This window comes from Alcanivorax sp. (assembly GCF_051117345.1).
Classification (GTDB): Bacteria; Pseudomonadota; Gammaproteobacteria; order Pseudomonadales; family Alcanivoracaceae; genus Alcanivorax.
Genome location: NZ_JBNPEC010000196.1, coordinates 1 through 12657 on the forward strand (window position 1 = coordinate 1; position 12657 = coordinate 12657).

The following is a 12657-nucleotide window of genomic DNA, read 5'->3' on the forward strand; positions in this document are numbered from 1 at the left end:
CAAACAGGACATGAAATCGCGAGGTAGATTACAAAACACTACCTTAGAGACAGGGAAGGCCGGCTCTGCGCCTGGCTTCCACGAAGAAACGAAAGAGAGAGATATCGGCCATGCAGGTTCTTCAGGCGCCAGGCAAAGCGGCAAGCATGTCTTCATCGTGGGCGCTGGCCGCCACGCGCATCGGACCAGTGTGTTGTGCACGGATATGGCTGGCAACGCGCTCTCCGGCCGCCACCACGCCGGCGCCGGGCGGAATTTTTCCGCTGATCGCCTGCCAGCTTTCCACACTGGTCACCATGACCCAGTCGCATGACTCCGGGCAATGGAACTCGGTGCTGGGTAAACGACGGTAAAACGACAGGGTTTCCACCTCCGCACCGCGCTGGGAAAGCGTTTGCGCCAGCAATTCCCGACCGCTTTCGCCACGGCACAGCAACACTTTCTTTTCCGCCAGTTGTTGCAAACAAGACAGCGATAGCACCGCTTCGGAATTGAAACCGCCATCGGGAACGGTGGGCTGCAGATGCCAGCGGGTAATTTCCGCCGCAGTGGCCTTGCCCACCGCCAGCCAGTGGACACCCACCGGCCATTGGGGCCACAGATCTGCCATGGCGGCCAGGGCGAGGCGGGCGGCGTTACTGCTGGCGAAGAAGACAGCGTGGAACAGGTCCAGGTCCATTAGTACCCGGCGGGTGGCATCACTGAGAGGCAGCGGCTCAATATGCAGCGCGGGGCTGTGCAGCGACTGATAGCCGGCCTGGCGCAGGGCATCCATTAACGCCTGCTGCTGTCCCCGGGGACGGGTAACCAGCACCTGCATGATGATTAGCCCCGCTCGTAGAGAGCCTTGAGGATCACATCCGCCCCCTGGGCCAGAAGCTGCTCGGCAATCTCCACACCCAGTTCGGCACCACGCTCGCGGGGGGCACGACCTTCCGCGCGTAACACCTGCTTGCCGTTTTCTTCGGCAACCAGGCCTCGCAGCCAGAGCTGATCGTCTTCCAGCAACGCAAAACCGGCAATAGGCACTTGGCAGCCTCCTTCCAGGCGTCGATTCATGGCCCGTTCCGCCACGACCCGGTCCCAGGTATCACGGTCACTGAGCGGGCTGAGCAGTTCGATGGTGCGGGTATCGCCATCGCGGCATTCGATACCGACCGCGCCCTGCCCCACTGCCGGCAGGGATTCCTCCGGCGGCATTTCGTAACGGATCCGCTCGTGCATCTCCAGCCGCTTGAGACCGGCAGCAGCGAGGATAATGGCGTCGAACTCGCCGGCATCCAGTTTGCCCAGCCGGGTCTGCACATTACCGCGCAGGCTTTTCACTACCAAGTCCGGCCGATTGGCCTGCACCTGGGCCTGACGGCGCAGGCTGGACGTCCCCACACAGGCACCATGTGGCAGAGCAGACAGACTGTCATGATGATTGGAGACGAAGGCATCACGAGGATCTTCCCGCTCGCAGATCACCGGCAGCGCAAAGCCTTCCGGCAATTCCATGGGCACATCTTTCATGGAATGCACGGCAATATCCGCACGGCCGTCCATGATGGCCTCTTCCAGCTCCTTCACGAACAGGCCCTTGCCACCAATCTTGGCCAGCGGGGTATCAAGGATCTTGTCACCCTGGGTCTTGATCCGCACCAGCTCCACGCGCAACCCCTCATGCAGACTTTCCAGACGCTGCTGAACGTATTCCGCCTGCCAGATAGCAAGCGGGCTGGAACGGGTGGCGATACGCAAGACTTCGCGGGACATGGGAGATCCTGTTTTCGTTAGGTCAATGTGGGAGTTAGTCTACAGGAAATGGAGCTGCAAGCCTCAAGCTGCAAGCTACAACACGCCGGAAAGGCTATTGTGATTTTAAACGACCGGGGCCGCGTCCAGAGTCTGGGCGCGGCCCCGATGCTTGAGAACATTCAAACCGTTAAGCCGCGTTGTAGCTTGCAGCTTGACACTTGTAGCTGGTCTTTTCAGTTGCCGTAAACCACCACGGTAAACTCCGCCAGCACCCCGAAGAAGTTCTGGGACTCGTAGTCCACATGATGGATTTCGGTGATGCCGCCGTTGCGCGCAGCGGTCTGGATGCTGGCATCGCCGGAGGCAATGATGCCGAGAATCGAACGGGTACTGGCTCGGCCCACCCGGGTGGGTTTCTCGGTGGAAGCGGTGGCGGTGAGCGGCGCTTTCACGTTGCCGTAGAGCAGACCGGTGACCGGCATGGTGGCGGAGGCGCAGCCACTCAGCGCTGCGGCGCTGACCAGCAGAAGAAGAAGCTTTTTCATGGCAGGTTTCCTGTTCTTGTGATTGGATAGCTAGGAACATAGGGAGGTCCAAGGCTAGCACGCCCTTGAACCTCTGTTAACGACTACAGATTCTGCAGCACCCGGCGCAAACCGGCCACATGGCGACGGCTAACAGTGAGCCTTTCATCGATGCCGCGCAGGCGTACCTGGTGGTGGCCGGCGGTGGCCATCTCCATGCCCTCGATAAACTTCAACGCCACCAGGGCATTGCGATGAATACGCACGAACTGGTCACCGAATTCAGTTTCCAGCTCCTTGAGGGTTTCGTCGATCAGCACTTCCCCCTCACCAGAACAGACGGTGACGTACTTCTGATCCGCCAGGAAATAACGCACCTCGTCCACCGGCACCAGCTCCAGCCCGCGATGGGTGCGGGCGCTGATATGCCCACGACGACGAGGTTTTTCCTCGCTGACTTCCCTGCCGATTTCCGCCAGCTGCACCCGGTTCAGGGTGCGGGCCTTGCCCAGCGCCGTAGCCAGATCATCGGCACTGACCGGCTTGAGTAAATAATCCACCGCATGGACCTTGAAGGCCTGCAGGGCGTGCTCATCGTAGGCGGTACAGAAGATCAGCGCCGGGGGATTATCCATCTTGCTGAGATGCTCGGCGGCTTCCATTCCGTCCATTTCCGGCATGCGGATATCCATCAGGATCACGTCCGGCCTGGTGGCCTGGGCCCTCTCAATAGCTTCCCGGCCGTTGGCCGCTTCTGCCACCACTTCAACCCCGTCGGTTTTCTCAACCAGCCGCTTGAGCCGGTCCCGCGCCAGTTGTTCGTCGTCGCACACAAGCACCCGCATAATTCCCATCCTTTTTTATTGCAGCGGATATCGGATTTCGATCTCGTATTCTTTTTGTTGCGGTCGTGATTCAACCGCCACCTCGTCACCATACAGCGCTTCCAGCCGGTGACGAATATTCTCCAGTGCCATACGGTTACCCTGGTGATGCCCGCCGCCTTCCGGCTTGGGGTTACTCACCGACAGCACCAGCTCGCCATTCTCTGCCAGGGCCCGGATTGTCACCACGCCGCCCGCCGTTAATGGCTGTATGCCATGATAAATGGCATTTTCGAGCAAGGGTTGCAAGGTTAACAGCGGAATCATCACGCTTTTTGCCTCTACGCGAATATCCCATTCCACCTGCAAACGCTCGCCCATGCGCAACTGTTCGATATGAATATAGCGTCGACACAGCTCCAGCTCCTCATCCAGGGAGGCCTCGTTGCCGATATTCTTCAGGCTGGCCCGAAACAGCACCGAGAGATCCTCCACCACTTTCTCGGCCGTATCCGGGTCCACCGCAATCAGGCTGGCGATGATGTTCATGGAGTTGAACAGGAAATGCGGGCGGATCCGGGATTGCAGGGCCTGTATTCGTGCCTGCAATTCCGCCTGACCCTTCTGGCGAAGCTGCTCCTGCACGTAGAAATAGCGCATGACCAGGCCGGCAATAATGGCAGCAATCAGGCCGTTGACCAGGATTTCCATGGACCACAGCGAGCCCGGCATCAGGTTTCCGGTCACCCAGCTCATCACAAGCGCAGCCACCACACTGAATACCAGCGTATCGATTACCACCAGCAATACCACCGCCACCGCCGCTACCGCAGGCGCCAGACGATTAAGACGTAGCCGCAACTGGCAGACCAGCGCCGCCGAAGTGAGTCCCACCCATTGCACGAACAGGGAGGTAATCGCCAGTCGGCCCATGCTGAAATCACTGTAATAGGTGGCCACCAGATTGATCACCAGGGCCATGAGCTCGGCCACCACGACCACAACCAGCACCGCGCGGGTGCTGCACAGGTCGGGCAGAAAACTGGAGTTGGGCTGGTCATCCGTAGCCGCCATAGGGGCTCCCGTCAGTAAAAATCACTAGTTACAGGCAGTTATACCTGAAGCACGCACGTCACCCAAGTAATACCAGCGGGCCTAATGTTCAGGGGGTCCCCGGTCCCTGCTATACTGCGCGCCTCGCAAATCCGGCTTTATGCATGGGAACCGTACGATGACCGACAAGCAGCAGAACAAACTCTGGGGCGGCCGCTTCAGCGAATCCACCGATCAGTTCGTTCAGGAATTCACCGCCAGCGTGAATTTCGACCGGCGCATGTCCCGCCCGGACATCTTCGGCTCCCAGGCTCATGCCACAATGCTGGCAGAAGTGGGCGTGCTTACCGATGAGGAACGCGACGCCATCATCAATGGTCTGGCGGAAATCCAGAAAGAAATCGAAGCCGGCGAATTCCAGTGGTCCGTGGCCCTGGAAGACGTACACATGAACATCGAGGCGCGGCTCACCGACAAGATCGGCATCACCGGCAAGAAGCTGCACACCGGCCGTAGCCGCAACGACCAGGTGGCCACCGATATCCGCCTGTGGCTGCGCGATGAAATGCTGGTCATGGAAGAGCAGTATCTGCACCTGATGACCGGCCTGCTGAACCTGGCCGAGCGTGAAGCGGCCACGATCATGCCCGGCTTCACCCACCTGCAGACCGCCCAGCCTGTAACCTTCGGTCATCACCTGCTGGCCTGGTTCGAGATGCTCAAGCGCGACCGCGAACGTCTGCTGGACTGCAAAAAGCGGGTCAACCGCATGCCGCTGGGCGCCGCTGCCCTGGCCGGCACCACCTACCCGATCAACCGGGAGCGCACCTGCGAGCTACTGGGCTTCGACGGCGTCTGCGAAAACTCCCTGGACGCGGTGAGCGACCGGGACTTCGCCATTGAATTCTGCGCCCTGGCCGCCCTGACCATGACCCACCTGTCACGGATCAGCGAAGAGCTGGTGCTGTGGACCAGCGCCCAGTTCAACTTCATCAACCTGCCCGACCGCTTCTGCACCGGCAGCTCCATCATGCCGCAGAAGAAAAACCCGGACGTGCCGGAGCTGGTGCGTGGCAAGACCGGGCGCGTCAACGGCCACCTGATCAGCCTGCTGACCCTGATGAAGAGCCAGCCACTGGCCTACAACAAGGACAATCAGGAAGACAAAGAGCCGCTTTACGACGCTGTGGACACCATCAAAGGCAGCCTGCGCGCCTTCGGCGACATGATCCCGGCCCTGGAGCCCAACCGCGAAGTGATGCGCGAAGCTGCCCGTCGCGGCTTCGCCACCGCCACCGACCTGGCCGATTACCTGGTACGCAAGGGCATCGCCTTCCGCGACTCCCACGAAATCGTTGGCAAGGCCGTGGCCTACGGCGTAGAAAAGAAGAAGGACCTGAGCGACATGTCCCTGTCTGAACTGAAACAATTCAGTGATCAGATCGAAGACGACGTGTTCGACGTGCTGACCCTGGAAGGGTCGGTGAGCGCCCGTAACCATATCGGTGGCACCGCCCCGGATCAGGTGCGCGCCGCAGTTGCCCGTGCCCGGCAGGCGCTGGACAATACCGGTAACTGATCGACCTCGGGCGGACAGGGCACGGCCCCTCTCCGCCGCCCATCGTCGAGGGGGAAAGGGCCACGCTATCCGCCTTCGCACGCACATTCGGAGCTTGATGATGCGCATCATCGCCCTGCTATTTGTCGTTCTGCTGGCTGGCTGCGGCCAGAAGGGCCCGCTGTACTTCGCCCCCCAGGAACCCGCCGCCGAGCCCGTAGCGGTGCAGGACGACAACGCCGACCAACCCGCCGCATCCGACCAGGATGACGAGGAACAGGAATAATCATGGATCACTTCCAGTACCGCGACGGCGAGCTGTTCGCCGAAGAGTTGCCCGTCGAACAGTTGGCGGACCGCTTCGGCACCCCGCTGTACCTCTATTCCCGCGCCACTCTGGAACGTCACTTCCAGGCCTTCGACGAGGCCTTCGGTGATCACCCTCACCAGGTCTGCTACGCGGTAAAAGCCAACTCCAACCTGGCGGTATTGAACGTGCTGGCCCGCTGCGGGGCCGGCTTTGATATTGTCTCCGGCGGCGAGCTGGAGCGGGTACTGCGGGCCGGCGGCGATCCGGACAAGATCGTCTTTTCCGGCGTCGGCAAGACCGCCGATGAAATGGCCGCCGCCCTGAAAGCCAACATTCACTGTTTTAACGTGGAATCCGCCGCCGAGCTGGAGCTGCTCAATCTGGTCGCCGGCGAACTGGATCGTGAAGCGCCCATCGCCATCCGCGTGAACCCGGATGTGGACGCCCAGACCCACCCCTATATTTCCACCGGCCTGAAGGACAACAAGTTCGGGGTGGATATCGCCAAGGCCCCTGCGTTGTACCAACGCGCCGCCGAGCTGCCGCACATCAAGGTACTGGGCATCGACTGCCACATCGGCAGCCAGCTCACCAAGCTGTCGCCCTTTGAGGATGCCCTGGAGCGCGTGCTCAAGCTGCTGGAACAACTGCAGCATCTGGGTATCGAAATCCACCACCTGGATCTGGGTGGCGGCCTGGGCGTGACCTATAACGAGGAAGCGCCCCCCGCCCCGGAAGAGTATGTGCAGGCACTGCTCAAGCACATTCCCGGCGACCTGCCGGTGCACATCGAACCGGGCCGCGCCATTGCCGCCAACGCCGGTATCTTTGTCACCCAGGTGTTGTTCCTCAAGCCCACCGAGCACAAGAACTTCGCCATCGTCGACGGCGCCATGAACGACCTGATCCGCCCCAGCCTGTATTCGGCTTGGCAGAACATCGTGCCGGTAAAACCCCATGATGCGGATTGTCGGGACTGGGATATCGTCGGCCCGGTGTGCGAAACCGGCGACTTCCTGGGCAAGGACCGGGCACTGTCCCTGGAGACTGGCGACCTGCTGGCGATTCGCAGCGCCGGTGCCTACGGCTTCGCCATGGCCAGCAACTACAACAGCCGCAACCGCCCCGCGGAAGTGATGGTGGATGGCGATCAGGCCTTTGTGGTGCGCCAGCGGGAAACCTATGAGGACCAGTTGAAGCTGGAATCCCTGCTGCCTTGACCCTGAATCCTTACCCTTCCGACACTCGCCCCTCGCCGGCCACCGCCGGCGGGGTCAGGCGCAACACCTTGATCCCCAGCCAGGCATAGACCAGCGCCAGCAGCGGGTTGATCAGGTTGAAGAAGGCATAGAAAAGATAATCCGTCACCGGCACCAGCAACACCGACTGCATGTAGGCCCCGCAGGTATTCCAGGGGATCAGCGGGCTGGTGATGGTGCCGCCGTCTTCCAGGGCCCGGGACAGATTCACCGGCGCCAGTCCTTCCTTCTCATAGGCCTCGCGGAACATGCGCCCGGGCATGATGATGGAAATATACTGGTCCGCCGTGAGAATGTTGCTGCCCAGACAGGTAGCCAGGGTGGCCGCAATCAACCCCGCCGCCCCCTTCACCGCCGCCAGCAACCCTTCGATCAGCTTTGCCAGCAAACCGGCATGCTCCATCACCGCCCCGAAGGTCATGGCGCAGAGAATCAGCCAGACCGTGTTGAGCATGGAGACCATGCCGCCGCCGGACAGCAGATCATTGAGCGCCGCATCGCCGGTTTCCACGGTGATACCGCCATAGAAGGTCTGCCACACCACTTTCAGTGATGCCACCCAATCCGCCTGCGCCACACCGGCCTGGGCGGCAATCGCCTCGGGCTGGAACAGCAGCGCCCAGACGCCACCCAGCAAGGCCCCCAGGAAGATCGCCGGCAACGCCGGCATGCGCTTGAGCGCCAATACTAGCAACACGACCAGGGGGATCAGGTGCAGAAAGGAAATATGAAACTGGTTATCCAGACCCGCCAGCAACGGACGGATGCGGTCCACCGTGTCGCCGGCCACCTCCGCATTGATCCCCATGAACAGGAAAATCAGCAGGGCAATGACAATGGACGGCACCGTGGTCCACAGCATCAGCCGGATATGCTCGAACAGGTCGGAGCCGGCCACCGCCGGTGCCAGATTGGTGGTTTCCGACAGCGGCGAAATCTTGTCGCCAAAATAGGCGCCGGACACCACTGCCCCGGCCGCCACCGGCAACGACAGCCCCAGGCCGCTGGCCACCCCAATCAGCGCCACCCCCACGGTGGCTGCCACCGTCCAGCTGGAGCCGATACTCAGGGCGATAATGGCGCAGATCAGACAGGCCGCCGCGTAAAACAGCGAGGGGTTCATCAACTCCAGACCGAAATAGATCAGCGACGGCACAATCCCCGCCAGCCGCCAGGTGCCGATCAGGGCACCCACGCTGAGCAGAATCAGCACCGCACCCAGGGCCACGGCAATGCCCTTGATCATGGCGGTCTCGATCTCCCGCCAACTCATACCATTCTTGAAAGCGATCAGAGAGGCGAGCCCGGCGCACAGCAACAGGGCGATCTGATTAGGGCCGGAGGAGGCATTGTCCCCATACAGATATACCGCCGCGGCCAACAGGGCCACCAGCACCACGATAGGCAGCAGGGCATCAACAAGACTGGGACGGCGGAGAGAAGAGGGCTGGGTCATGGCTGGCTACTGACGGCTGTCTTACCGGTTATACGCCTTCACCGGCAAGCAAGCACTTACCGCAGCGCGAAAAGCGGCGCAGTCTACCAGCACGCTGGCAAAGTCGCATTGCCAGCGGTCGGCCTGCTCGGCGAGTGACGAGAAGCGAGTTTCGAAATGCGAAGCAGGGCATGACCTTTCGCTCCTCGCAACTCGCTGCTCGTACCTGATGCGGTTCGCGTGAGTCATAGCCCCAGGCCGTCAGGCCTCGCCGGTCAACTCTCTTACCAGGGTATGGCCGTTGGGCTCGCACAGGGCATTCTTGAGCACAGGCATGGCCTGGGCCATGTGTTGGGCCAGGGTGTAAGGAGGATTGACGATCAGCATGCCGGAGCCGGTCATGCCACGGCCAGAGGCATCCGGGCGCGGGCAACACTCCACCCGCAGCATATTGGGAATCTCCGCCTTGACGAAACGGCGAATGAAACTTTCCGTGCGGTTACGATCCAGCACCGGGTACCAGATGGCATAGGTGGCGGTGGAGAAGCGCTCCATGGCCATCTGCAACGCCGGCAACAGGCCAAGGTAATCCGCTTCCATCTCATAGGAAGGATCGATCAGCACCAACCCCCGGCGATGCTGGGGCGGCAACATGGCCTTGAACCCCTGCCAGGCATCCAGCTTTTCCACACGCACCCGCTTGTCATCGGCAAAGCGACGCTGCAGCAACTCGAAATCGGTACTGTGCAGCTCGGAACACTGCAGCCGATCCTGCTCGCGCAACAGGCTGGCGCTGATCAGCGGCGAGCCCGGGTACTCGGTGAGCTTGCCCACCGGGTTGAGTTTTTTTACCAGCGCCACGTACTGGTCAATCACCCCCACACCGGTGCGGTTGTCCAACAGCCGGGCAATGCCGTCCCGGTACTCCCCGGTCTTCTGCATGTGATCACTGGCAATGGCATAGCTGCCTGCCCCGGCATGGGCATCGTGCACCGTGAAGGGTTTGTCCTTCTTTTTCAGGTACTCGATGATCGCCACCTGGACGATGTGCTTGAGGACATCGGCAAAATTGCCGGCGTGGTAGCTGTGGCGGTAGGAAAGCATGGTGGCAACCTGAAGAAATGTAAGGGCACATTGTACACCGAATGCCCCCCACCATAGGAACGTCACTGGATGTTTCTACAGGCCTCCTGTAGGAGCGCCTCTTGAGACGCGAATCCAAACTTAGGCGAAGGAACAACATTCGCCAGGCACAACCCAAATCTTGCAGATAGTCTATTGCCACCCAGAACCCCAGCCTTCGCTTGGGCTCAGGTTCGCGCCTGAAGAGGCGCTCCTACAGCGGCTTCGTCGTGAAGCCTGAATCCCACCGCCAGCGACGCTCCTGCAACAACGCGAATACGCCGTTACCTGACGTCGCCCGCATCCCGGAGTACAATGGCCTTTTACCCGTACCGGACACCCCGCATGAACCTGCGCTTCACCAAAATGCACGGCCTGGGCAACGATTTCATGGTCATCGACGGCATCAGCCAGTCGCTGCCGGAAACCGGTGTGCCGTTCGCCGCCGACGAAATCCGCCGCTTGGGCGACCGGCATTTCGGCGTGGGCTTTGACCAGATGCTGATCGTGCAACCGGCCCGCTCCGCCGGCGCGGATTTCCGTTACCGCATCCTCAATGCAGACGGTTCCGAGGTCAGCCAGTGTGGCAACGGCGCCCGCTGCTTTGCCCGTTTCGTGCGCGACCATGGGCTTACCGACAAGGCCGAAATCGTGGTGGAAACCGCCGCCGGGCAGATGACCCTGGCGGTGACCGACGACGAGCAGGTAACCGTGGACATGGGCGCCCCTCGCTGGGCCCCGGAAGCGATTCCCCTGATCGCCAAGGGCGAGCAGGACACCTATTTTCTGGTCGCGGGCAGCAACGCCTATGAAGTCGGCGCCGTCGGCCTGGGCAACCCCCACTGCACCCTGCTGGTGGAAAATGTGGATACCGCGCCGGTGGAAACCGTGGGGCCACTGCTGGAAAGCCACGAACAGTTCCCGGAGCGGGTCAACGTGGGCTTCATGCAGATCGTCAGCCGCAATGAAATCCGCCTGCGCGTCTATGAACGGGGTGCCGGGGAAACCCTGGCCTGTGGCTCCGGCGCCTGCGCCGCAGTCGTGATCGGCCAGCGACGGGGCTTTCTGGATCAGGACGTGACCGTGCACCTGCCCGGTGGCACCTTGCAGATTCGCTATACCGGCCAGGATGGCATCCGGATGACAGGCCCTGCCAGCCATGTCTATGATGGCAGCATTGATGTAACAGCCAGCGCATAATCGCGGCGGAATAAAGGACGCAATCCCATGACGGAGAACACCAAAGCCAGCGCCGACCAGGTTGCCGCCTACCTGCGCGACAACCCGGATTACTTCCAGCACCGCCCGGAGCTGTTGGAATTGCTGCGCCTGCCGGACTCCAAAGGGGAGGCTGTCTCTCTGCTGGAACGCCAGGCGTCCATTCTCCGCGACCGTAACAACGAACTGCGTGACCGCCTCAACGGCCTGCTGGACGTGGCCCGGGAAAACGACCACCTGTTCGACAAGACCCGCCGTCTGACCCTGTCACTGCTGGAAGCGCGCGGGGCGGAAAAACTGTTCCGCAACCTGCTCGCCAGCCTCGGCGACGATTTTCACTGCGACCGGGTGGCGCTGATGCTCTACGACCGGGAACTGCCCATCCTCGGCGACCTGCGCAATCAGATTCGCTGTGTCGACAGCGACGCCCTGCCCAGCGCCCTCAACCACCTGCTGCGCAACGGCAAGGCGGTATGCGGCGCCATGCGCGAAGAGGAAATGCAGGCCCTGTTCCAGGAGCACGCCACCGACATCCGCTCCGCCGCCATGGTCCCCCTGGAATATCAGGGCAAGCTGGGCCTGCTAGCCATCGGTAGCAAAAGCGCCATGCATTTCCGCAGTTCCCTGGGCACCCTGTTCATCACTCATATCGGCCAGGTACTGAGCCGTCGCCTGCACGAAGTCCTGCGGCAATACCCGCATCAGGCAGCCAAAAAGATCAATGAACAGTGAATAGTTAACAGTGAACAGCGGAAACCGCGGAAACCGCGACAAAGACACCGTTACTACCTTCCTGCAACATCTGGAGTTCGAGCGCCGCCTCTCGCCCCACACCGTCAGCAACTACCAGCGTGACCTGAAAGAGGCCTTCCGCCTCACCGGGCAGCGGGACTGGGCCACGCTCACCGTGCACGACATGCGCTCGCTGGTGGCCACCCTGCACCGGCAGGGAAAAGGCGGCAAGACCATTGCCCGCCTGCTATCCACACTGCGTACATTTTACAGTTATCTGATGCGTGAAGGGCTGGCCCGGGACAATCCGGCGGTGGATGTGCGGCCGCCGAAAAGTGGCAAGCGCCTGCCCAAGGCCCTGGATGCGGACCAAGTGGGCCAGCTACTGGACGCGGGCATGGAAAAAGGCGACCCGCTGAGCCTGCGCGACCAGGCCATCATGGAACTGTTCTACGCCTGCGGCCTGCGCCTGGCGGAACTGCTGAGCCTGAATCTGGACAGCCTGGACCTGAGTGCCGGCCAACTGCTGGTTACCGGTAAAGGCAACAAGACCCGCCAGCTCCCCATCGGCAAACCGGCCCTGACCGCCGTGCGTCGCTGGCTCAAGGCCCGCACCCTGTTCATCAAGGACAGCGAAGAAAAGGCGCTCTTCCTTAGCAAGAATGGCCGCCGCCTGTCACCCTCCAGCGTGCAGCAACGCCTGAAACGCCATGCTCTGGAGCGGGGGCTGGATGATCACCTGCACCCCCATAAACTACGGCATTCCTTCGCTACCCACTTGCTGGAATCCTCCGGCGACGTGCGCGCGGTACAGTAACTGCTGGGCCACGCGGATCTGGCCACCACCCAGGTGTACACCCACCTGGACTTCCAGCATCTGGC

12 protein-coding genes and 1 pseudogene are annotated in these 12657 nt (G+C 61.4%); 6 read left to right on the forward strand and 7 right to left on the reverse strand.

Going from position 1 to position 12657, the window contains the following annotated elements:
• Nucleotides 1–121 precede the first annotated feature (121 nt).
• The 5 genes from ACFE0K_RS12450 to ACFE0K_RS12470 form a co-directional block, all read right to left on the reverse strand.
• Nucleotides 122–820, reverse strand: coding sequence for a uroporphyrinogen-III synthase (locus tag ACFE0K_RS12450; RefSeq protein ID WP_434536367.1), 699 nt, complete (start codon nucleotides 818–820; stop codon nucleotides 122–124).
• A 5-nt stretch (nucleotides 821–825) separates the two neighbouring features.
• Complete coding sequence (gene hemC / locus ACFE0K_RS12455) at nucleotides 826–1758, reverse strand: hydroxymethylbilane synthase (protein WP_434536368.1); 933 nt, start codon at nucleotides 1756–1758, stop codon at nucleotides 826–828.
• Nucleotides 1759–1973: 215 nt separating this feature from the next.
• Nucleotides 1974–2285 (reverse strand): TRL-like family protein, encoded by a 312-nt coding sequence (locus ACFE0K_RS12460; RefSeq protein ID WP_035245269.1) that lies wholly within the window; start codon nucleotides 2283–2285, stop codon nucleotides 1974–1976.
• Nucleotides 2286–2368: 83 nt separating this feature from the next.
• Nucleotides 2369–3109, reverse strand: coding sequence for a LytR/AlgR family response regulator transcription factor (locus ACFE0K_RS12465; protein ID WP_434536369.1), 741 nt, complete (start codon nucleotides 3107–3109; stop codon nucleotides 2369–2371).
• Nucleotides 3110–3124: 15 nt separating this feature from the next.
• Complete coding sequence (locus ACFE0K_RS12470) at nucleotides 3125–4162, reverse strand: sensor histidine kinase (protein WP_434536370.1); 1038 nt, start codon at nucleotides 4160–4162, stop codon at nucleotides 3125–3127.
• Between the two features lie 157 nt (nucleotides 4163–4319).
• On the opposite strand from ACFE0K_RS12470, the gene argH reads away from it, so the two are divergent.
• From argH to lysA, 3 genes are all read left to right on the forward strand, one after another.
• Entirely contained in the window at nucleotides 4320–5720 is a 1401-nt protein-coding gene (argH, locus tag ACFE0K_RS12475) for an argininosuccinate lyase (RefSeq protein ID WP_434536371.1), read from the forward strand.
• 97 nt (nucleotides 5721–5817) lie between these two features.
• A complete protein-coding gene (gene lptM, locus ACFE0K_RS12480; RefSeq protein ID WP_434536372.1) occupies nucleotides 5818–5985 on the forward strand; it encodes an LPS translocon maturation chaperone LptM in 168 nt (55 codons plus the stop codon).
• A gap of 2 nt (nucleotides 5986–5987) precedes the next feature.
• A complete protein-coding gene (gene lysA, locus ACFE0K_RS12485) occupies nucleotides 5988–7229 on the forward strand; it encodes a diaminopimelate decarboxylase (RefSeq protein ID WP_434536373.1) in 1242 nt (413 codons plus the stop codon).
• Nucleotides 7230–7239: 10 nt separating this feature from the next.
• Here lysA and nhaC read toward each other — a convergent pair whose 3' ends face one another.
• Entirely contained in the window at nucleotides 7240–8724 is a 1485-nt protein-coding gene (gene nhaC, locus ACFE0K_RS12490; protein WP_434536374.1) for a Na+/H+ antiporter NhaC, read from the reverse strand.
• A 240-nt stretch (nucleotides 8725–8964) separates the two neighbouring features.
• Nucleotides 8965–9807 carry a 23S rRNA (adenine(2030)-N(6))-methyltransferase RlmJ gene (locus tag ACFE0K_RS12495; RefSeq protein ID WP_434536375.1) on the reverse strand — a complete coding sequence of 281 codons (843 nt, stop codon included), beginning with the start codon at nucleotides 9805–9807 and terminating at the stop codon, nucleotides 8965–8967.
• Nucleotides 9808–10170: 363 nt separating this feature from the next.
• Here ACFE0K_RS12495 and dapF point away from each other — a divergent pair, with 363 nt between their 5' ends.
• The 3 genes and pseudogenes from dapF to ACFE0K_RS12510 form a co-directional block, all read left to right on the forward strand.
• Nucleotides 10171–11025: a diaminopimelate epimerase gene (gene dapF, locus ACFE0K_RS12500; protein WP_434536377.1), complete on the forward strand. Its 855-nt coding sequence runs from the start codon at nucleotides 10171–10173 to the stop codon at nucleotides 11023–11025.
• Between the two features lie 27 nt (nucleotides 11026–11052).
• Nucleotides 11053–11775 carry a DUF484 family protein gene (locus ACFE0K_RS12505; protein WP_434536376.1) on the forward strand — a complete coding sequence of 241 codons (723 nt, stop codon included), beginning with the start codon at nucleotides 11053–11055 and terminating at the stop codon, nucleotides 11773–11775.
• A gap of 10 nt (nucleotides 11776–11785) precedes the next feature.
• A pseudogene (locus ACFE0K_RS12510) lies at nucleotides 11786–12657 on the forward strand (tyrosine recombinase XerC); the annotation flags it as partial.

Coding starts and splice junctions, on each gene's coding strand:
- ACFE0K_RS12450 (WP_434536367.1), bottom strand. CDS start 820: ATGCAGGTGCTGGTTACCCGTCCCCGGGGACAGCAGCAGGCGTTAATG.
- hemC (WP_434536368.1), bottom strand. CDS start 1,758: ATGTCCCGCGAAGTCTTGCGTATCGCCACCCGTTCCAGCCCGCTTGCT.
- ACFE0K_RS12460 (WP_035245269.1), bottom strand. CDS start 2,285: ATGAAAAAGCTTCTTCTTCTGCTGGTCAGCGCCGCAGCGCTGAGTGGC.
- dapF (WP_434536377.1), top strand. CDS start 10,171: ATGAACCTGCGCTTCACCAAAATGCACGGCCTGGGCAACGATTTCATG.
- ACFE0K_RS12465 (WP_434536369.1), bottom strand. CDS start 3,109: ATGCGGGTGCTTGTGTGCGACGACGAACAACTGGCGCGGGACCGGCTC.
- ACFE0K_RS12495 (WP_434536375.1), bottom strand. CDS start 9,807: ATGCTTTCCTACCGCCACAGCTACCACGCCGGCAATTTTGCCGATGTC.
- nhaC (WP_434536374.1), bottom strand. CDS start 8,724: ATGACCCAGCCCTCTTCTCTCCGCCGTCCCAGTCTTGTTGATGCCCTG.
- lptM (WP_434536372.1), top strand. CDS start 5,818: ATGATGCGCATCATCGCCCTGCTATTTGTCGTTCTGCTGGCTGGCTGC.
- ACFE0K_RS12470 (WP_434536370.1), bottom strand. CDS start 4,162: ATGGCGGCTACGGATGACCAGCCCAACTCCAGTTTTCTGCCCGACCTG.
- argH (WP_434536371.1), top strand. CDS start 4,320: ATGACCGACAAGCAGCAGAACAAACTCTGGGGCGGCCGCTTCAGCGAA.
- ACFE0K_RS12505 (WP_434536376.1), top strand. CDS start 11,053: ATGACGGAGAACACCAAAGCCAGCGCCGACCAGGTTGCCGCCTACCTG.
- lysA (WP_434536373.1), top strand. CDS start 5,988: ATGGATCACTTCCAGTACCGCGACGGCGAGCTGTTCGCCGAAGAGTTG.